Here is a 19,646-nt window from a genome sequence, read left to right as displayed (position 1 = left end):
AAAGATAAGGCTTAGCATTAAAACATTTTTACTAATCGCTTGTTCTAAATACAGAAAGTAAAAAATAGCATGTAGTTTTTCAAGAACCCGAATTTGACCAACTAGGCACACATTTAACGTTTAATATCATGGAAAATATAGATCCAAAACATACGGAAACTGGAGGAGCACACAGACCTATAGAAAAAGATTACGAAAGCCATAAAGATAACCCAGGGCCAGCAAAGCCAGCAGTTACAGAGAAAGATGTAAATGGGGCAGGGCAAGCCTTGAAATGGGTTTTACCCATACTGATTATCATAGCTTTAATTGTATGGTTCGCCATGCGAAAATAATCGACTTTTATAGTTAGATTAAATGCCGGTTACCTCACAGCAACCGGCATTTTTTATGCTATTTTAACAGGTTAACCCGATAAAGGTCGGTTCTTCTATCTTTCAGCACCTTTACTGTGCCGTAATGGTGAAGCTCATCGAGCAAATGCAAGTCTACATCAACCACTAAAACCATTTCTGTATTGGGAGTGGCTTCGGCCTTAATGGCATTGGTAGGAAAGGCAAAGTCTGATGGCGTGAAAACAGCCGACTGTGCAAACTGAATATCCATGTTGTTTACCTTGGGTAAATTGCCCACACAACCAGCTATAGCGACATAACATTCATTTTCGATGGCACGTGCCTGCGCGCAATGGCGAACCCGTGTGTAACCATTCTGCGTATCGGTTAAAAAAGGAACAAATAATATCTGCATGCCCTGGTCAGCATAAATGCGGCTCAATTCCGGAAATTCGACATCATAACAGATCAGGATCCCCACTTTACCACAATCGGTATCAAAAACCTGCACTTTGTCGCCACCAATCATACCGTAATACTTCTGTTCGTTTGGCGTGATGTGAATTTTGCGGTATTCGTCGATTTTTCCGGTGCGATGGCAAAGGTAAGTGGCATTATAAAGCTTGCCATTATCAAGTAGCGGCATACTGCCGGTAATGATATTTACATTATAGCTCAATGCATACTCGTGCATTTTCTGTACAATTTCTTCTGTTTTTTCGGCCAGCTTGCGCATGGCTTCAATTTCGGGCAGGTGGTTGTAAGGTTGCAACAAAGGTGTGTTAAACAACTCCGGAAACATGATGAAATCTGATTTGTATCCGCTTACTGCATCAACAAAAAATTCTACCTGCTCGTAAAACGAATCCATGTCAGGAAACAGGCGCATTTGCCACTGTATCAACCCCAAACGGATAGTCATGGCCGAGCGGGCCGAAGCATCAACTCCCTGGTAGTAAATGTTGTTCCATTCAATTAGCGTAGCATATTCTTTCGATTCCTTATCGCCTGGCAGGTAATTCTTCAGCACTTTTCTAACGTGAAAATCATTAGAAATCTGAAATGTTAGTGTTGGATCGTAAATCTCCTTGGCTTTTACCTTGTCTATGTATTGTCTCGGCGTTAAAGTTTCAGCGTAGGTATGGTAACCGGGGATTCTACCACCAGCAATGATGCTTTTCAGATTTAAACTTTCGCAGAGTTCTTTCCTGGCTTCGTATAACCTCCGGCCTAGCCGTAAACCGCGGTATTCGGGGTGTACAAAAATTTCGATACCGTATAATGTGTCACCATTTGGATCGTGTGTAGAAAAAGAGTAATCGCCGGTAATTAACTTGTAAGTATGGCGATCGCCGTATTCATCATAATCTACAATAATGGAAAGTGAACAGGCTACCACCTTTTCATCAACGGCAATACAGAGTTGTCCTTCTGGGAAAAGATTTAAAAGTTTGGCGATGCTTGATTTGGGCCAAATGGATCCACCCATGCTATCGTAGGCCTGAAGCATAGATTCTTTAAGATCGGCGTAATCCTCGAGCGTTAGTTTACGTATTTCGATATTCATGACTTGTTTGATTTGTATCTAATGAACACCGAAAGGCTATAAATGTTCAGAAAGATGTTAAATTTCTGCAATGAAATGATATGAGAAATTATGATTGACACCGAAAGGAGTATTGAATTCTAAATGCATTGCATTAAGATTAGCTTCGCTGAGCATTTCGTGATTCCCGTTTGCACGGGAATGACGTTTACCGATGTCGGATTGAATAATAAATGGATAGCTAAATTTTTAGAAGAAATGATTAAGTTTAGTATGACTGAAAATGAAATATCTTATATCGTGCGTGGCAGCATTTTCAATGTTTATAATGCACTTGGTCCTGGTTTGCTCGAATCAGCTTATGAAGTGGCATTACAATATGAAATTGAAAAGGCTGGATTATTTGTACAAAGACAAGTTTCATTACCCATGTATTATGAAGAAATTACAGTGGATGTTGGATACAAACTTGATCTCGTAATAGAAAAAAAGGTGCTTGTTGAAATTAAATCTGTTGAATTTATTTTGAATGTACACCACAAACAGCTACTTACTTATTTAAAGTTATCAGGATATAAATTAGGCTTACTGGTCAACTTTAATACAGATAACATTGCTGATAATATTTTTCGGAAAGCGTATGGATTATATTGACAAAATGCGCTGCATTTTTATTTTCCCGCAAATTTAACAGATAAGGCACGCAGATTTAATTGATCAATGCCTGGTAATTTAATCTGTATGATTTGCGGTTTAATCGTTTTAAATCTGCGAGAAATATTAATTGCTTAAAACAACCTCCCGCTTTGCCCGGGATAATTCCTGTTCAAGTGTTTATAAGCTGCTTCGGTAGTCTCGCGGCCGCGCGAAGTACGCATGATGTAACCTTCTTGTATTAAAAACGGTTCGTAAACCTCCTCAATAGTACCTTCATCTTCACCAACAGCTGTGGCAATGGTTTTTAAGCCCACCGGGCCGCCTTTAAATTTATCGATAATGGTGGTCAGGATACGGTTATCCATTTCATCCAGACCGTGTTCATCAACGTTTAAAGCATCTAAAGCATAGCGTGCAATTTCTGGATCGATGGTGCCATTTCCTTTAATCTGGGCAAAATCGCGGGTTCTGCGTAAAAGTGCATTCGCAATACGGGGTGTACCACGGCTACGTCGGGCAATTTCATAAGCGCCTTCATCACTAATTGGTGTTTTCAAGATTTCGGATGAACGCAGTACAATAGTAGTTAATAATTTAGCATCATAATAAGCCAACCTCGCATTAATTCCAAAACGTGCACGTAAAGGTGCAGTTAACAAACCCGAGCGGGTAGTAGCGCCAACCAAAGTAAAGGGATTAAGCGAAATTTGCACTGAACGGGCGTTAGGACCAGTTTCGAGCATAATGTCGATCTTAAAATCTTCCATGGCAGAGTACAGATACTCTTCAACCAAAGGTGATAAGCGGTGAATCTCATCTATAAACAAAATATCACCTTCATCTAAACCAGTTAACAAGCCAGCTAAATCGCCTGGTTTATCCAATACTGGTCCGGAGGTCACTTTAATGCCGGTTGCCATTTCGTTGGCAATGATATGAGATAGTGTAGTTTTACCCAATCCCGGAGGACCGTGCAACAGCACATGATCCAAAGCTTCTCCACGAAGTTTTGCCGCCTGAACAAAAATTTTCAGGTTTTCCATCACTTTTTCCTGCCCGGTAAAATCTTCGAATGCCTGTGGTCTTAACACCCGCTCAATATCACGATCGGTAGGGGTTAAGTGATCTGCATTTGGATCTAGATGCTCATTCATTCCACAAATATAAAATTAAATGCTAAAAAAATTAGGATTTTTTTAAATTTAGCTGCTACCACCAAATCTTTTGAACCTGCAGTATAGGTATAAAAGCCTTCGCCTGTTTTAACACCTTTTTTACCAGCAGCTACCATGTTTACCAATAAAGGACAAGGTGCATATTTAGGATTTCCGAAACCATCGAACAGCACTTTTAATATGGCCAAACAAACGTCCAAGCCAATAAAATCAGCAAGTTGCAAGGGACCCATTGGGTGTGCCATGCCCAGTTTCATTACGGTATCAATTTCGTAAACACCCGCTACACCTTCATAAAGCGTGTAAATGGCTTCATTAATCATCGGCATTAAAATGCGGTTTGCTACAAAGCCGGGATAATCGTTTACTTCAACCGGAACTTTAGCTAAATTTTCAGATAGCTCCATGATCGTTTCGGTTGTTTCATCACTGGTGGCATAACCGCGAATCACCTCTACCAACTTCATCACCGGAACGGGGTTCATAAAGTGCATGCCAATTACTTTATCGCCCCGACTAGTTACCGCAGCAATTTGGGTAATGGAAATGGAGGAGGTATTAGAAGCCAGGATAGCTTGCGCAGGTGCGTATTGATCAAGTTCTTTAAAAATATTGAGTTTCAGGTCTACGTTTTCGGTAGCTGCTTCTACTACTAAATCTGCATGCTGAACACCATCCTTTAAACTGGTGAAAGTCTGAATATTTTGAAGCGTTCCGGCTTTCTGATCAGCTGTCAGCGTGCCTTTACTTACCTGCCTGTCGAGGTTTTTGCCAATGGTATCAAGCGCTTTATCTAAGGCTGTTTGGTTAATGTCAATGAGGTTTACCGGGTATCCGAATTGTGCAAAGGTATGGGCAATACCATTTCCCATTGTACCCGATCCTATTACTGCGATTTGTTTCATCATTTTAACAGATTAATGGACGAATTTACTTATTTGTATCTGACTTCTATCATGCCTGCCAGATATATTCACAGAGAAGAATTAGGACATAATTATGCAGTTTATTATTCTTAATTGTTTCGGGATTTGGACGATTTTAATGATTTACTTGAAAATTGACGAATGTTTGATGTGTTGCAGATTGGGTTTTGTTGCTTTGTTGAGATTTGCTGTTTTTAATACTGTTTTGGTGTTTAATTCTTATTGTATTAATAAAATAATTGAAAAATTATGTTAAAAAATGTCATTTAACAATGTTAAAACGACTTATCGATACATAAACATAATTTATCGTTTCTTAAAAGCTTAGTTATTTTCAAACTTCTTTATTAGTGGCTGAATTATTATTCGCTACAATTATTCGTGATGGACCGGATCTCCCTTCAATTTCCGGTAACAATGAAAAAGTAACTAATCATTTAACAGGTTTCAATTGATACAGAGCATACGGTTCTGTTGCGGTACTTGTTGTGGTTAATTCTTCAAAAACACATTATTAACTTATTAAACTAAAATGTAAATGAAAAGAAAACTACTAAAGTTTTTGTTGTTCTTTATTGTTTTGCTGGGGATGAAGGCCTCAGCTCAGGAAAGAACGGTAACAGGAATGGTATCGGCAAAAGAAGACGGGTTGCCGCTGCCCGGGGTAAGTGTTAAGGTAAAAGGAGCAAACAACGGGGTAACTACCGGGGCCAATGGCACTTATACCATCAAGGTGCCTTCGGGTGTACACAGTCTGGTGTATACGTTTATTGGCTATAAAACAAGAGAACAAAATGTAAATGCCAGAAATATCGATGTCGTACTCGAATCGGATGTAAACAGTCTGGATGAAGTAGTAGTGGCTGCCGGAGGTATAAAACGGGCCGCACGCGAGCAGGGTTATGCATCTACACGTGTAGATGGCGAATCGCTTACCGCAGGTAAATCGCCTACTATTGCCGGTGGTTTGGCAGGGAAAGTAGCCGGATTGCAGATTAATGCTGTAGGCAGTGGCGTTAATCCGAGCTATCGTTTGGTATTGAGGGGAAACCGCTCTATTACGGGCAATAACCAGGCGCTGATTGTATTGGATGGTGCGGTAGTGCCCAATGCTTTGCTTGGCAATCTAAACCCGGATGATGTAGACGATATTACCGTTTTAAATGGTGCCAGCGGTGCTGCGCTATATGGTTCTGATGCTTCGAACGGAGCCCTTATTATTACCACCAAAAAAGGTAAACAGGGAACGCCAGTAATTAAGCTTTCAAATACAACGGTGCTTGAGCAGGTTAGTTTTTATCCGCTTTTGCAAAACAGCTTTGGTTCAGGTTCTACTTCTGGTGCTCAGGTTTACGATCCGATTGAGAACCAGCAATACGGGCCAGCATTTGATGGTACTTTAAAACCTATCGGGCGCGTGCTCGAAAACGGCACACAACAGTACGCTACCTATTCGGCCACAGATGATAAATATGATTTCTGGGATACTGGTGTTTCTAACCAGACCGACTTTTCCATTTCTGCAGCTGATGAGAAATCATCAACCTATTTGTCTGCACAATATCTTAACGGATCAGGTACTACACCGAAAGATGAATATACCCGTATTGCTTTGAGATACAACGGGTCAAGAAATTTCAGCAAAAATTTCACAGCCAATTACAATGCAAGCTACACCCAGAATAAATATGATATTACCAGTGCAACTTCTACGATTTATAACAATTTATTGAATACGCCTGGTCAGATTCCATTATTGAGCTACAAAGACTGGCAAAATACTTCGGGCTGGGGAAGTCCGGATTATTATTATAACGACTATTATGAAAATCCGTATTGGGCTATCGATAATTACAGACAGAAAACGCAGAATGAGTATTTAACTGGTTTGTTAGAATTAAAGTATAAGGCTACTGATTGGTTAGATTTTACCTACAGGGCAGCTATCAGCAACCGCTACTACAAGAATAAGAACAGCACAACTGGTTTTACTTACACCCAGTACACGCTCGATCATTCGGCAAAAACCAACGAAAGCAGTGGCGTGTCTGATCAGATGTTAAGTACCAGCAACTTCAGTACCGACTTTTTTGCCAATATCAAGAAAGATATCAAAGATTTCTCGATCAATGCATTGGTGGGTACCTCTTTAAAAAGCTACAACTACAAATACCTCAATGCTTCGGGTAGTGGTTTACAGGTTACCGATTTGTATAACTTGGGTAACATTACCGGAACGCCTTCGGCCGATGAATCGAATTACAATACCCGTCAGTACGGCGTGTGGGCCGATGCAACCATTGGTTATAAAAAATATCTGTTTTTACACTTAACGGGCAGAAACGACTGGGTTTCGGTACTGGCACCAGCTAACAGATCATTCTTTTACCCTGCAGCCGATGTGTCATTTATCCCAACTGATGCTTTTGCTTTCTTAAAAAACAGCAAGGTAATCGATTACATGAAAATCAGGGCGGGTATTTCAAAAGTAGGTAACGTTAACGTGGGCAATAGTACCAACGGTGGTGCTTATTCGCTCGAGTCTACATTCGATTCGCAAACCGGTTATGGTTATGGAACTGGTTATACACCTAATAACACCCTGGTTTCGAACAACCTTAAACCCGAAATTACCACAGGTTACGAAGGTGGTGTAGATTTCAGGTTGTTTAAAGGTTTGGTTGAAGGTTCGGTAACTTATTACAATACCAGTTCTACCGGACAAGCTATTGTGGCCGGCGTACCTATTACGACCGGTTACAGCTATTATTTGCTTAACACCGGCGAATTAACCAACGAAGGTTTGGAAACAGCATTACATTTTACGCCAATCAGAAAAGGCGACTGGAAGCTAACCCTTGGCGGCAATTATACCTACAATAACAATAAATTGGTGTCATTATCTAACGATTTAACCCGCATTGGCGTAAGCAACAGTTCAACCATTTTTGGTCAGGTGGGCCAGATTTATCCGGTAATTATCGGTTCCGATTATATCCGCGATCCGGAAGGCAGGGTAGTGGTTGACAAAAATACAGGTTATCCTGTTGGTAAAACTGAAGGTAACATTTTAGGAAACACCATTCCGAAGAATAGATTGGGACTTGATTTTCAGTTAAGCTATAAAGGATTGACATTCTCAGGTCTCTTCGAATACCGCTCAAACTACGTCCAGTATAGCTCAGCAGGTTCTACTTACGATTTTTCAGGCTCTTCTGCCCGTAGCGCTTATTACAATAGAGAGAAATTTGTATTCCCTAATTCTTCTTATTACGACAGTACAACAGGCACCTATGTAGCCAACAATAGCATTACTGTTTCTGATGGCGGTGCAGGTTTCTGGACTAGCAGCAGTTTGTATTCGAGCGTAACCAACAACTATGTGTATTCGGGAAATTACTGGAAACTGCGTGAACTGGCATTATCTTATAAACTGCCATCGTCGGTATTGCGGAATATAAAGTTTATCAAATCGGCTACAATTAGTGCACAAGGCAGAAATTTATTTATCTGGATGCCAAAATCGAACGAATACGCTGATCCTGATTACAGCAATAACGGTGCAGACAGCAATGCAGTAGGGATTACTTCACTTTCGCAAACCCCTCCAACCAGATATTATGGAGGTACTATATCATTAACTTTCTAATGACAAGAATTATGAAAAGACTTTTAAATTTATCGATCACCCTGATTACTGTTTTTGCGCTGCAAAGCTGTAAGAAAAGCTATCTGGATATCAACGAAAATACCAACGCTGCAACATCATCATCTCCAAACCTGGTTTTGCCGGCAGTATTGAACAACACAGCTTCAAATTTTATTACTTATTTCAATTACGGTGCATGGATGGCAGGCTATCAGGCCAACGCCGGTGGTTATTCGTTTACCGGATCAACCTTTTTTACCTATAACTGGAATTCGGGCACCAACAACGGCTTGTTTAACTCGGCATTTACCGATTTGAGGAGCTATCAGTACATCATCACCTCTACTACAGGCGTAAATAAATATGTGCTGTATAATGCAGTAGCACGGATTATGAAATCGTATTACTACCAGATTTTGGTAGATGAGTACGGCAATGTACCCTATACCGAAGGTTTGGCTGGTGTAGATAACCTGACCCCGCATTACGATGATGCAGCCACGGTTTATAAAGCGCTGGTTACCGAAATAGATGCAGCCATTAAAGACCTGCAAACTTACGGTTCAAGTTCGGTGGTGAGCGCATTAGGAAGTGCCGATATTGTGTTTAAAGGCGACGCCACTAAATGGATCAAGTTTGCCAACAATATTAAACTGCGCATTTTAACCCGTGCACAGGCTGGTACGCTGGCTGCTTATGCAACAAGTGCATTCGGTACTTTTTCTGCTGAAGGATTTTTAACTGAAGATGTGACCATTAACCCTGGTTATGTGAGTACAAGTGCGCGTCAAAATCCTTTGTGGAATACTTATCACTCTTCTTATACTGGTAGTAATGGTGCTTATGCCGCACAACAGATTCCTACCCGCTGGATTTTTTCTTTCTACAACGGTACCAAACTGTCTGACGCTACGCGTGGTGCGCTTATCTACAAAAACTATGTGGCAGGCACTACACCAATTAACCAGTTGGGTAACGAAACCAATGTGAGTTCATGGATTTCGGGTTATCCGGCCTGGTACATCGGCGTTGGAACTGCGCTAAATGCACCAGAAACCCAGGGAATTATTAAAAGCAGGGTAATGGGACAGTTAATTATGCCTGCTGCAGAAACTTATTTCCTATTGGCCGAAGCTGCCTTAAATGGTCACATGCTATCAGGCGATGCTGCTACCAATTTCGATAATGGCATTAAAGCATCTTACAATTACCTTCAAAAAACGGGTGCCAGCACTACTTCGGCTACTGCTGCTGTTTTAGATGCTTACTTAACGGCTTACAAAACCGCAAATGCAGGCAACTATCTCGTGAATTATAGCGCCGCAGCTACTGCCGCACAACGTTTGGAAGCCATTATTACACAAAAATACATTGCATTAAATTTTGTTGATGGTTACGAGGCCTGGCAAGAGTACAAAAGGACAGGCTATCCGGCAATCTCAGGTACAGGAGCGACCACAACTTTTGTATCGCTGCAATCGTCGGCAACATCGGCCGATAAACTTCCGGTTAGAAACCTTTACCCAACTACCGAGTATAACCTTAACCCCAATGTACCAACAGGGCTAAGCGCTTACACTTCAAAGATTTTTTGGGATGTTAACTAATTGATTTTTTAAACAGAAAGAAATGAAAAATTATAAAAAAATTAGCCTTGCATTGCTGGTATTCGCTGCAGGTCTTACATCTTGTACCAAACAAGATGGCATTTATACCGAAAACGGCTCCGTTGGGATTATTGAACTGGCCGATTTGCCTTCGAGAACGAGCTCTACGGCCTATGCTGTAGCCACCAAATCTTTTGATGCTGCAACTTCCATTGACTTTCCAGTAACGATAAACTATACAGGTGTAGATGGAGCACCTGAAGATGTAAACCTGGTTTTAGCTTTCGACGATGCGGCCGTGGCCACCATGAGTAGCAGCTATACCGTGTTACCTACTTCATTGTACACTGTACCCAGCTACAATGTAACAATCCCGAAAGGATCAAAAACGGCAACTTTTCACCTTACATTGAATACAGCTGCTTTCGATTTCACCAAAACCTACGCGTTAGGCATTAAAATCAAATCTGCTTCTTCCGGAACCATTAGCAGTAATTATGGAACAGGGGTGTTTTTAATTGTGGCCAAAAACAAGTATGATGGCGTATATACCGTAACCGCTTCGAGCGCGATGGTTGATAACACTTCGGCTACTTTGGTAGGCTATTATCCCATGACTCAGGAATTGAGGACTACCGGAGCTACATCTGTAGTAGAATATGATGGCTATCTGTATGCCAACAATTATTATCACCCGATTAAAAGCGGTACATCTACTTCTGCTTACGGAAACTTTGCTCCGATATTTACAATGGATGCCGATGGCAATGTAACTTCGGTAACCAATTATTACGGACAGGGAACCAACTCATCTGTGCGGGCGGCAAGGTTAAATCCGGCAGGGGTAAACAAGTTTACTGTTTCGGGTAATACCAAAGTTTTAGAAGTAAGTTACATCATGACACAGTCTGGTGCCGACAGGACATTCTTCTATGAAAAATGGACTTACACTAAAGCAAGATAACAGTTTGTGTAGTCATTAAAAAGGGGGAGATTCAAAGGGAAACTCCCCCTTTTTATCTTAAATTTTAATCTATTTAATATTATTTAAAATACTGATTAACAAAAATATATAGTTAAAAAATGTTAAACGAAATATTGAATTTTTGAGGCCTTTTTTTTGTCGATACAAAGCAATTACTCATCGGTACTTGCTTTACAGAGCGTATCATTTTCAGGATATTTGAGTCATCAAGAAAAACAAAAAAGCTTTTTAATTGCTTATAAAAAGAAAAGAAAATTATCGTCCGATCTTAGAAAAGTAAAGGCGTTTCAATAAAGGTACTTCCTAGTAAATTTAGGTTAGTTAATGATTAGTTAAAATAGAGATCGTGCTGGATAGCCGATCTCTATTTGTTTAAAGTAACCTGCTTTCAGCTAAAGCTTTCTACCTAAGGAGCCAATCTGCTTTTCACCCAGCTGCCCTTAATCCACTCGAAATTGATCCTGTCGTGCAACCTGCTGCTGCGTCCTTGCCAAAACTCTATACGTGTAGGTTTTACCACATAGCCGCCCCAGTGTGCAGGTTTAACAATCGTTTTATCCTGGTTTTTAGCTTTAAAATCGACAACTTTTTGTTCTAAAAAAGCCCTGTCGGGTATCACCTGACTTTGCGGCGAAGCAATTGCACCAATCTGGCTTTCTTCAGGCCGGGTATTAAAATAAGCCTCTGAGGTTTCTTTATCCAGTTTTTCAACCGAACCTTCAATTCTTACCTGTCGCTCCAGTTCGGGCCAGTGAAATACCAGGCACGCATAAGGATTTCTCTTTAGCTCTTTTCCTTTGGCACTCAGGTAATTAGTGTAAAACCTGAAGCCCTGCTCATCAGCACCTTTTAGCAGCACGATACGTGCGTCAGGTCGGCCAGATTTATCGGCTGTAGCCAGCGTCATAACATTGGGCTCGTATATTTTAGCTTCAACAGCGTGTTCAAACCATTTTTTAAACTGTACAATCGGATCGTTGTCTACGTCTGATTCGTCTAGTGAAGCGCTTTTGTAATCTTGGCGCAGGTTTTGTAGAAATTCATTTGTAACTTGCATAAAACAAAAATAGGCATCTTTTATGGTGCTACAAATGATTATCGTCATGCTTAACAACATTAAACCGAAAACTGGCCGCTTGCTGATCTCAGAACCCTTTATGGCCGATCCGAATTTTAAAAGATCAGTTGTACTGTTAACCGAGCATGGCGAAGAGGGGACGGTTGGCTATATCCTTAATCAGGTAGGAAACTTAATTTTAAATGATGTAATACAGGATTTGTGGCAGGCCGATAACCACATTTATTTCGGCGGTCCGGTAGCTGCCGATACCTTGCATTTTATACACCGTTGTTACGATAAACTGCAAAGTGGCGAGCCTATTGGCGATGGCTTATACTGGGGCGGTAATTTCGAAACACTTAAAATCCTGATGAATACCAATACCATAAGTGCTGATGAAATTAAGTTTTTTATGGGTTACTCGGGTTGGGGTGTAGGGCAATTAGATCGCGAGATTGAGGAAAACGCTTGGATGGTAAGCAATATCCCTAATGTTGATCTGATTTTTGGTAACGATGATGAAAAGCTCTGGCGCGATGTAATTGTGCACTTAGGGCCAAAATTTGCGCATGTTAGTAATTTTCCAATTGACCCTAATTTAAATTAATTCGCACCTACGTGATGAGCAATGTATATTAATCCATATTTATAATGGAAAAATATAATGCATTTTCAAAATGATTTTCTTTTAATAGAGGTTCAATTTTTTTAAATGATTCTCTATGCTGCTGCGTATAGATTAGATATACCGGAAAAACTTTTTCACCGATTTCAATAATAAGGGGTACTTGTACCTGCATTTCTCCAACTAAGTCATAATACTGCATTAGTTCCTGCTTAATTTTGATGCTATTGGTGTCACAAGCTTGTTCAATATAGGCCATGATTAGTGGTAGATCTACGGCTAAATTTCCTGTTGTGGTGCTTTCAAAACGTTCAATTCCCAATTGTTCAATATTGGTATAGGCAAATTTAGTATTAAGATAGTTTTCAGTTTCGTACTTGAAATAAGCTCCGGTACTAATGTCCTGAGCTACTTTTTTGCCAGCGATAATTCCTTTCATAATCACAAAAGGTGCAATGGCAATAAAAGTTAAAAAACCGATAATCACTGCAATGATACTGCTATAAATCGCCCTTCTGCTGATGCAGGCTTTGTAAAAAAGACTCCAATAATCGTCTAATGATCCGGTTTCGAAACAATAATCAACGATTTTAGACAGATTGGTTAAATTGATAACTAGATTATAGAGGATAAAGAATCCACAAAAGAGAAAAATTAGGAGCGCCATAAAGATTATAGATTTTTAATTTTAGAGAGTATCTGCAGATTCTTCTACTTTTCGCCTTAGTTCATCTTTATAAGCCTGCATTTTTACAGTTAAAGATTCATCAGCAGTAGCTAAAATCTGAGCGGCCAGTAAACCTGCATTTTTAGCCGCATTTAAAGCAACTGTAGCCACCGGAATACCATTTGGCATTTGTAGGATTGATAAAATACTATCCCAACCATCAATAGAGTTCGATGATTTTACCGGTACACCAATAACGGGTAGCGTTGTGATCGAAGCCACCATGCCAGGTAAGTGTGCAGCACCGCCAGCACCGGCAATAATTACTTTTAAGCCTCTGCCTTGTGCTTCCTTGGCATAATTGAACATGCGTTCAGGTGTTCTGTGCGCCGAAACCACTGTAATTTCGTAACTGATTCCAAATTCTTTTAGTATATCAGCAGCATCCTGCATAACCGGTAAGTCCGATTTGCTACCCATTATTATGCCGACACTGAAGTTTGGTGAATTTGTATTGCTCATGATATATTTTTTAAATTTTATGGTAAAGGTTATGCAATTACGCGTAATGTTTTTTGTACAAACCGTGCTTTTTCAATGGCTTTGTCCCTGTCAATATCAACAATGGTTGCATGCCCCATTTTACGGAAAGGCTTGGTGTATTTCTTACCATACAAGTGCACATAAACACCATCAATGGCTAATATTTTTTCTAAATTTTCATATTTCGCTACACCTTCATAGCCTTTTTCGCCCAACAGGTTAATCATAATTGCATTAGTTATGCTGCTGGTATCGCCTAATGGAAGGTTGTAAATGGCACGTAAGTGTTGTTCAAATTGCGAAACATAATTGCCCTCAATAGTTTGGTGACCACTGTTGTGTGGGCGTGGAGCCACTTCGTTTACCAATAACTCGCCATCTTTGCAAACGAACATTTCTACTGCTAAAATGCCGGTAATGTTCATAGCTGAAGCAATATTTTTGGCAATGTTTTCGGCTTTTTGCTGTAAACTTTCACCAAAAGTTGAAGGAGAAATCAAAAATTCAACCAAGTTGGCTTCCGGATTAAATTCCATTTCTACCATCGGAAATGTTTTCATGTCGCCGTTGGCATTACGAGCCACAATTACAGCCACTTCTTTTTCAAAATCAACCAATTTTTCGATAATACAAGGCGCATCAAAGGCTTTATCCAAATCGGCGGCACTGTTTATTTTCATTACGCCTTTTCCGTCGTAACCGTCTTTTCTCAGCTTTAAGATATATGGAAACTGAAACTGGCTGTTTTCCATATCTTCTTTCGTATTCACAATCTGAAACGGTGAAGTAGGAATATCGTTCTCCTTAAAAAACTGTTTTTGTACGCCTTTATCTTGTATTAAACGGATTACGCGCGACTGCGGGAAAACCTTTTTACCTTCTTTTTCCAGTTGCTCCAGTGCATCTATATTTACCTTTTCAATTTCGATGGTAATGATGTCTGCTTTTTTGCCGAAATTATAAACCGTATCAAAATCGGTAATCGAGCCGTTTTCGAAGTAATTTGCGATGTGTTTACAGGGCGCATCTGGATCAGGATCTAAAACCAATGAAGTAACATTGTAATTGATGGCTTGCTGGATGAGCATCCGGCCCAATTGTCCACCACCTAAAATACCTAATTTTAATTCGCTTATCTGTTTTGCCATGAGGGGTTGAAAATTATGCTAATTTTGCACAAAAGTAACAATATTTAGATTTATTGATGGATGCAGATGCGATAATTATTGGGGCGGGTGCCTGTGGATTGATGTGTGCAGTGCAGGCGGGCTATCTTGGCAAGCGGGTAATTGTACTCGAAAAAAATGAAAAACCAGGAGCCAAAATCTTAATTTCTGGTGGCGGTCGTTGTAATTATACCAACCAATTCGCATCAGCTGAGCAGTTTATATCTGCCAATCCGCATTTCGTAAAATCGGCCTTTACCCAATGGACGGTTGAAGATACCATTAGTTTTTTTGAAACATACGGCATTGAAGGAAAGGAAAAAACTTTAGGTCAGCTATTCCCTGATGATAAAAATGCAAAAGATGTGGTGGAAGTTTTTACTTCAATATGTCAGGATTTTGGTCAGGAAATTAGGTGTAATGCTGCGGTAAACGATATTGAAATACTGGATGATTGTTTTAAAGTGAGTTACGAAAAGAACGGAAAAACAATAGTTATAACAGCCGAAAAACTGGTTATAGCAAGTGGAGGACTACCCATTCCTAAAATGGGGGCTACTGATTTTGCCCTGCGTTTTGCACGTAAAAACGGACTTAAAATAATAGAAACTGCGCCTGCTTTGGTACCGCTAACCATTACCGGTAAAGACGAAGAATGGTTTGCACAACTTTCTGGCAATTCAGTTTTCTGCGAAGTGAGTAATGAAGAAATCGCTTTTGAAGAAAATATTCTTTTTACGCACTGGGGCTTAAGTGGTCCGGCTATTTTGCAAATTTCTTCTTTCTGGAGACGGGGAGAAACAATCCGCATCAATTTGTTGCCCAACCATGATATCGTTGAGTTGTTAGATGATGAACGTAAAACAAATGGAAAAACCTTATTATCTACCTTTTTGCATCGTTTTTACACCAGGAAATTTACCGATGCATTGGGCAAGTTTTTACCTTTAAACAAACCTGTTGCAGCTTTAACCAAAGCAGAACTCGATTTAATTGAGCAAACCATCCATTATTTTAAGGTGAAACCTGCAGGCGATAAAGGCTACGATAAAGCCGAAGTAATGCGCGGTGGGATTGATACCAGTGAAATTTCTTCTAAAACCCTCGAATGTAAAAAAATCCCAAACCTGTTTTTCGGCGGCGAATGTATGGATGTTACCGGTTGGCTGGGTGGCTATAATTTTCAGTGGGCCTGGGCAAGTGGCTTTGTGATTGCGCAGAATTTGTAATTCAAACCTACAAATAAACATTCGGCATAATCTCCCATGCCCATGGCTTTTTAAAGGTTTTAAAAGTTCTCAGCTGATTAAAAAATAAAACTTCGCTGGTTTTGCGGTTGGCGATATCGCGCCGATGCAAATTGCCTACAGTGGTAAATAACTGGCGGCTGCTGAAATCGTAAATCCTTTCGGTCATATCCCCGGTATTCTGGTTAAAATAAAGGTTGATGGCACTGGTTAAAAACCAATCTTTGTTTTGGAACTTAAAGGTATAGCCCAGTTCCCAGCGCCATTCGCTACCGCCCTTAAACCTTAAAAACAGTTGCTGATCTTTAATCGCCATTTGTTGCAGCGGATCGCCCACTTTGCCACCTTCTTCCGATCGAAGAATGAAGTCGTTGTTTTGCGCAGACAAATGATACTCGTCATTGGCTTTGTCTCTAAAGTAGATAGCTAAAATGCGGGGTTTCTGGGTTTCTTTGATGATATCCGAATGGTTATCGCCGTAGGTTCGTGTTTCATCAATGATCTGGTTAGATTCGAAAATCAATGCAAGATCATCTGCAGCATCGTTATTTAAATCACCGCTTACACTTTCAATTAGTGTCCAGTTTTGTGGCGTAAGCTGTGCAACAGCATTTCCATGTGCTTTAACTTTCGGGAAAAGAAAGTTTTTTTGAGCAAATGTAGTTTGAACAAAGAGCAGCGAAAGGAGTAAGGACAAAAATCTCATTTAGCAAAAGGCGTTGATGTAGTTATGAAACGCTTGAATTGGGCTTTTAGTTTATTCACGGATTTAATTGCGTTTGAAATGCTACGTGATGGTTTTAATCTGCGATTATTATTTAAATCTAAGGGAGAATAATTAACTATACATTTCCCGCTGATTCCATGGATTTAACTGCCTTTGAAATGCTACGTGATGGTTAATCCGCGATTATCATTTAAATCTGCGGGAGAATATTAACTATACGTTTTCCCACTGATTACGCAGAAAAGAAACGCAGATTCGGCAGATTTCAATTTACTTTTTGAAAATGTAATGGTTGATATGATTTAAATTTGCAGGAAATAATTAGGTTAATGCAGAAAAGAAATCACATGATAATTAGTCTTTAACTAAGCACAGCGTAACGATTGTAGGAATTAGCCTAATTAAACTGCTAAAAATCCCTTACTTTTGCATTTTAATCCTTTCTCTTTTGAAAACAGAACTTTTTGTTGTTACGCCACCTTTTACCCAACTGAATACTCCTTATCCAGCCACAGCGTATATCAAAGGATTTCTGAATACCAAAAACATTACTTCAACACAGGCTGATTTAGGTATCGAAGTTATTTTGAAGCTATTTTCGAAAAAAGGATTGCAGGATTTATTCAGTCATGCAGCGCAGGGTAGAAGTGTGGATGGTGGGAAGGCAATAAGTGATAACGCCAGGCGTATTCATGCCTTGCAGGATGAGTATTTAAAAACAATTGATGCGGTAATAGCTTTTTTGCAGGGGAAAAACCCAACCCTGGCATTACAAATCTGCAGCGACGATTTTCTCCCACAGGCTTCGCGTTTTTCGCAACTGGAAGAACTCGACTGGGCTTTTGGCGCCATGGGTACACAGGATAAAGCCAAGCACCTGGCTACGCTTTATCTTGAAGACATATCTGACTATATCGTAGAATGTATCGATGATAACTTTGGTTTTAGCCGTTACGCTGAGCGTTTGGGCAGGAGTGCCAATTCTTTCGACGAATTATATGAAGCTTTAGCCCAGACACCAACCTATATCGATCAGATCCTGATTTCGGTATTAAAAGAGAAGATTGAAGCTGTTGACCCAAAGCTATTCCTGATTTCGGTGCCTTTTCCCGGCAATTTGTACAGTGCTTTCCGCTGTGCCCAATGGGTTAAAGCCAATCATCCCGAAGTTAAGATTTCAATGGGTGGTGGTTTCCCCAATACTGAGCTGAGATCGTTGTCAGATGTACGCGTGTTCGAATTCTTCGATTTTATCACTTTAGATGATGGCGAACTGCCTATCGAACTGCTGTATCATAATATTACCCATCCCACCCCTGCAGCAGCTCACTTTTACAAAAGAACATTTCTGCTCGAAGATGGAAAGGTGGTTTACCGCAACGATGCTTTCAGAAATGACTACAAGCAGGCCGATGTAGGCACACCAGATTACAGTGATCTGCTACTTGACCGCTATATTTCAGTAATTGAAATCGTAAACCCGATGCACCGCATGTGGAGCGATGGCCGATGGAACAAACTAACCATGGCGCATGGCTGCTATTGGGGAAAATGTACTTTTTGCGATATTTCTTTAGATTATATTAAGGTTTACGAACCTGTTGCGGCTAAACTGATTGTAGACCGGATAGAGGATCTTTACAAGAAAACAGGTCAGAATGGTTTCCATTTTGTAGATGAGGCAGCTCCGCCAGCTTTAATGCGCGAGGTAGCCCTCGAAATTATCAGGAGAAAACTTGCGGTAACCTGGTGGACGAATATCCGTTTCGAAAAAAGCTTTACCCGCGATTTATGCCTGCTGTTGAAAGCTTCAGGCTGTATTGCAGTTTCGGGTGGACTCGAAGTAGCATCAGATCGTTTATTAAAACTCATTGACAAAGGTGTAACTGTAGAGCAGGTGGCAAGGGTAACCCGGAACTTTACCGAGGCAGGCATTATGTTACACGCTTATTTAATGTATGGTTATCCTACACAAACAGTACAGGAAACGGTTGATAGCCTGGAGATGGTGCGCCAGCTTTTTGAGGCAGGTGTGTTGCAATCGGGTTTCTGGCACCAGTTTGCGATGACAGCGCATAGCCCTGTAGGGATGTATCCTGAGAAATTTGGGGTAGTAAAGGAAACGGAAACAATCGGTACTTTTGCCAATAACGACATTAATTATATCGATAAAACAGGCATCGACCACAATAAATTCAGTTTCGGCTTAAAGAAATCGTTGTTCAACTTTATGCATGGTATCTGTTTCGATTACGAGCTGCAGGATTGGTTCGATTTTAAGATTCCGAGAACTAAAATACCAGCTGATTTTATTGAAAGGGCCTTAAACGATGATCAAAATTTTAACACCAAGCCTACGGCTAAAGTGGTTTGGATAGGCGGCAAGCCGGAGGTAGATTATTTTACCAAATCGAAAAAGGGGAATACCTGGGAGCTGGCCTCGCTAACTTTTCATGATAAAAAGGAAACCTTTACTGTACAGGCCAATAAAAATGAAGGCGAATGGCTGGCTAATATTTTAACCAAAATCGCTATCTCAAACGAGGGCGTAAGCACTTTTCAGGATATTAAAGCCGATTTTGAGCGTGAAAGGGAAAACTTCGAATTGTTCTGGTATTCGAAACCCATAAATACATTGCGGGAATACGGTTTATTGGTTTTGTAAGTCGTTTGTTTAGTACTTGCTCACGCTCGTTTTTAACGCCTGAGAAAGTAGCCGGGCGATTTAATC

Annotated in this window: 16 protein-coding genes; 8 read left to right on the top strand and 8 right to left on the bottom strand. The window is 40.3% G+C overall.

All coding sequences use genetic code 11. The features are described 5' to 3' along the window. Positions 1–128 precede the first annotated feature (128 nt). The gene (locus tag DBR40_RS13750; protein WP_124560324.1) at positions 129–335 is read left to right on the top strand and encodes a hypothetical protein; all 207 of its coding nucleotides are present in this window, start codon (positions 129–131) and stop codon (positions 333–335) included. A 58-nt stretch (positions 336–393) separates the two neighbouring features. On the opposite strand, the gene DBR40_RS13745 is transcribed toward DBR40_RS13750, so the two are convergent. After that, positions 394–1,902 (bottom strand): bifunctional GNAT family N-acetyltransferase/carbon-nitrogen hydrolase family protein, encoded by a 1,509-nt coding sequence (locus DBR40_RS13745; RefSeq protein WP_124560323.1) that lies wholly within the window; start codon positions 1,900–1,902, stop codon positions 394–396. Between the two features lie 180 nt (positions 1,903–2,082). Between DBR40_RS13745 and DBR40_RS13740 the strand changes: the two genes are divergently transcribed. Continuing rightward, entirely contained in the window at positions 2,083–2,535 is a 453-nt protein-coding gene (locus DBR40_RS13740; RefSeq protein ID WP_233603890.1) for a GxxExxY protein, read from the top strand. A gap of 134 nt (positions 2,536–2,669) precedes the next feature. On the opposite strand, the gene ruvB is transcribed toward DBR40_RS13740, so the two are convergent. Continuing rightward, entirely contained in the window at positions 2,670–3,692 is a 1,023-nt protein-coding gene (gene ruvB, locus DBR40_RS13735; RefSeq protein ID WP_124560322.1) for a Holliday junction branch migration DNA helicase RuvB, read from the bottom strand. Continuing rightward, entirely contained in the window at positions 3,689–4,618 is a 930-nt protein-coding gene (locus DBR40_RS13730; protein ID WP_124560442.1) for a 3-hydroxyacyl-CoA dehydrogenase family protein, read from the bottom strand. The genes ruvB and DBR40_RS13730 overlap by 4 nt, the downstream gene beginning before the upstream one ends. A 559-nt stretch (positions 4,619–5,177) precedes the next feature. On the opposite strand from DBR40_RS13730, the gene DBR40_RS13725 reads away from it, so the two are divergent. From DBR40_RS13725 to DBR40_RS13715, 3 genes are read left to right on the top strand one after another with little or no spacing between them, the layout of a single operon-like run. Beyond that, entirely contained in the window at positions 5,178–8,288 is a 3,111-nt protein-coding gene (locus DBR40_RS13725; RefSeq protein WP_124560321.1) for a SusC/RagA family TonB-linked outer membrane protein, read from the top strand. Between the two features lie 11 nt (positions 8,289–8,299). Continuing rightward, positions 8,300–9,895 carry a SusD/RagB family nutrient-binding outer membrane lipoprotein gene (locus DBR40_RS13720; protein WP_233603889.1) on the top strand — a complete coding sequence of 532 codons (1,596 nt, stop codon included), beginning with the start codon at positions 8,300–8,302 and terminating at the stop codon, positions 9,893–9,895. 22 nt (positions 9,896–9,917) lie between these two features. After that, entirely contained in the window at positions 9,918–10,859 is a 942-nt protein-coding gene (locus DBR40_RS13715) for a DUF1735 domain-containing protein (protein WP_124560319.1), read from the top strand. A 427-nt stretch (positions 10,860–11,286) separates the two neighbouring features. Here the strand turns inward: DBR40_RS13715 and pdxH are convergent, their stop codons facing one another. Further along, on the bottom strand, positions 11,287–11,937 hold the full coding sequence (pdxH, locus tag DBR40_RS13710; RefSeq protein WP_124560318.1) for a pyridoxamine 5'-phosphate oxidase: 651 nt from the start codon (positions 11,935–11,937) through the stop codon (positions 11,287–11,289). Between the two features lie 46 nt (positions 11,938–11,983). On the opposite strand from pdxH, the gene DBR40_RS13705 reads away from it, so the two are divergent. Beyond that, positions 11,984–12,547, top strand: coding sequence for a YqgE/AlgH family protein (locus DBR40_RS13705; RefSeq protein WP_124560317.1), 564 nt, complete (start codon positions 11,984–11,986; stop codon positions 12,545–12,547). Between the two features lie 28 nt (positions 12,548–12,575). Here DBR40_RS13705 and DBR40_RS13700 read toward each other — a convergent pair whose 3' ends face one another. The 3 genes from DBR40_RS13700 to DBR40_RS13690 all read right to left on the bottom strand — a co-directional run bounded on the left by DBR40_RS13700 (position 12,576) and on the right by DBR40_RS13690 (position 14,923). Continuing rightward, a complete protein-coding gene (locus tag DBR40_RS13700; RefSeq protein ID WP_158674051.1) occupies positions 12,576–13,004 on the bottom strand; it encodes a hypothetical protein in 429 nt (142 codons plus the stop codon). A 249-nt stretch (positions 13,005–13,253) separates the two neighbouring features. Beyond that, the gene (gene purE / locus DBR40_RS13695; protein WP_124560315.1) at positions 13,254–13,754 is read right to left on the bottom strand and encodes a 5-(carboxyamino)imidazole ribonucleotide mutase; all 501 of its coding nucleotides are present in this window, start codon (positions 13,752–13,754) and stop codon (positions 13,254–13,256) included. A 29-nt stretch (positions 13,755–13,783) separates the two neighbouring features. Continuing rightward, entirely contained in the window at positions 13,784–14,923 is a 1,140-nt protein-coding gene (locus tag DBR40_RS13690) for a 5-(carboxyamino)imidazole ribonucleotide synthase (RefSeq protein ID WP_124560314.1), read from the bottom strand. Between the two features lie 56 nt (positions 14,924–14,979). Here DBR40_RS13690 and DBR40_RS13685 point away from each other — a divergent pair, with 56 nt between their 5' ends. Continuing rightward, on the top strand, positions 14,980–16,170 hold the full coding sequence (locus DBR40_RS13685) for an NAD(P)/FAD-dependent oxidoreductase (RefSeq protein ID WP_124560313.1): 1,191 nt from the start codon (positions 14,980–14,982) through the stop codon (positions 16,168–16,170). A 7-nt stretch (positions 16,171–16,177) separates the two neighbouring features. Here the strand turns inward: DBR40_RS13685 and DBR40_RS13680 are convergent, their stop codons facing one another. Continuing rightward, the gene (locus DBR40_RS13680) at positions 16,178–16,885 is read right to left on the bottom strand and encodes a hypothetical protein (RefSeq protein ID WP_124560312.1); all 708 of its coding nucleotides are present in this window, start codon (positions 16,883–16,885) and stop codon (positions 16,178–16,180) included. Positions 16,886–17,363: 478 nt separating this feature from the next. On the opposite strand from DBR40_RS13680, the gene DBR40_RS13675 reads away from it, so the two are divergent. Continuing rightward, a complete protein-coding gene (locus tag DBR40_RS13675; RefSeq protein ID WP_124560311.1) occupies positions 17,364–19,580 on the top strand; it encodes a B12-binding domain-containing radical SAM protein in 2,217 nt (738 codons plus the stop codon). Positions 19,581–19,646: the final 66 nt, after the last annotated feature.

The sequence above is a fragment of the Pedobacter sp. KBW01 genome (assembly GCF_003852395.1).
Classification (GTDB): domain Bacteria; phylum Bacteroidota; class Bacteroidia; order Sphingobacteriales; family Sphingobacteriaceae; genus Pedobacter.
The sequence above is the reverse complement of the archived record's forward strand: the minus strand, read 5'-3'. Positions and strand labels throughout refer to the sequence as shown.

Bases quoted from the DNA above. Each gene is read 5' to 3' on its own strand.
- DBR40_RS13750 (WP_124560324.1), top strand. From the start codon at position 129: ATGGAAAATATAGATCCAAAACATACGGAAACTGGAGGAGCACACAGA.
- DBR40_RS13685 (WP_124560313.1), top strand. From the start codon at position 14,980: ATGGATGCAGATGCGATAATTATTGGGGCGGGTGCCTGTGGATTGATG.
- pdxH (WP_124560318.1), bottom strand. From the start codon at position 11,937: ATGCAAGTTACAAATGAATTTCTACAAAACCTGCGCCAAGATTACAAA.
- DBR40_RS13725 (WP_124560321.1), top strand. From the start codon at position 5,178: ATGAAAAGAAAACTACTAAAGTTTTTGTTGTTCTTTATTGTTTTGCTG.
- purE (WP_124560315.1), bottom strand. From the start codon at position 13,754: ATGAGCAATACAAATTCACCAAACTTCAGTGTCGGCATAATAATGGGT.
- DBR40_RS13690 (WP_124560314.1), bottom strand. From the start codon at position 14,923: ATGGCAAAACAGATAAGCGAATTAAAATTAGGTATTTTAGGTGGTGGA.
- DBR40_RS13700 (WP_158674051.1), bottom strand. From the start codon at position 13,004: ATGAAAGGAATTATCGCTGGCAAAAAAGTAGCTCAGGACATTAGTACC.
- ruvB (WP_124560322.1), bottom strand. From the start codon at position 3,692: ATGAATGAGCATCTAGATCCAAATGCAGATCACTTAACCCCTACCGAT.
- DBR40_RS13740 (WP_233603890.1), top strand. From the start codon at position 2,083: ATGACGTTTACCGATGTCGGATTGAATAATAAATGGATAGCTAAATTT.
- DBR40_RS13705 (WP_124560317.1), top strand. From the start codon at position 11,984: ATGCTTAACAACATTAAACCGAAAACTGGCCGCTTGCTGATCTCAGAA.
- DBR40_RS13720 (WP_233603889.1), top strand. From the start codon at position 8,300: ATGAAAAGACTTTTAAATTTATCGATCACCCTGATTACTGTTTTTGCG.
- DBR40_RS13715 (WP_124560319.1), top strand. From the start codon at position 9,918: ATGAAAAATTATAAAAAAATTAGCCTTGCATTGCTGGTATTCGCTGCA.
- DBR40_RS13730 (WP_124560442.1), bottom strand. From the start codon at position 4,618: ATGAAACAAATCGCAGTAATAGGATCGGGTACAATGGGAAATGGTATT.
- DBR40_RS13745 (WP_124560323.1), bottom strand. From the start codon at position 1,902: ATGAATATCGAAATACGTAAACTAACGCTCGAGGATTACGCCGATCTT.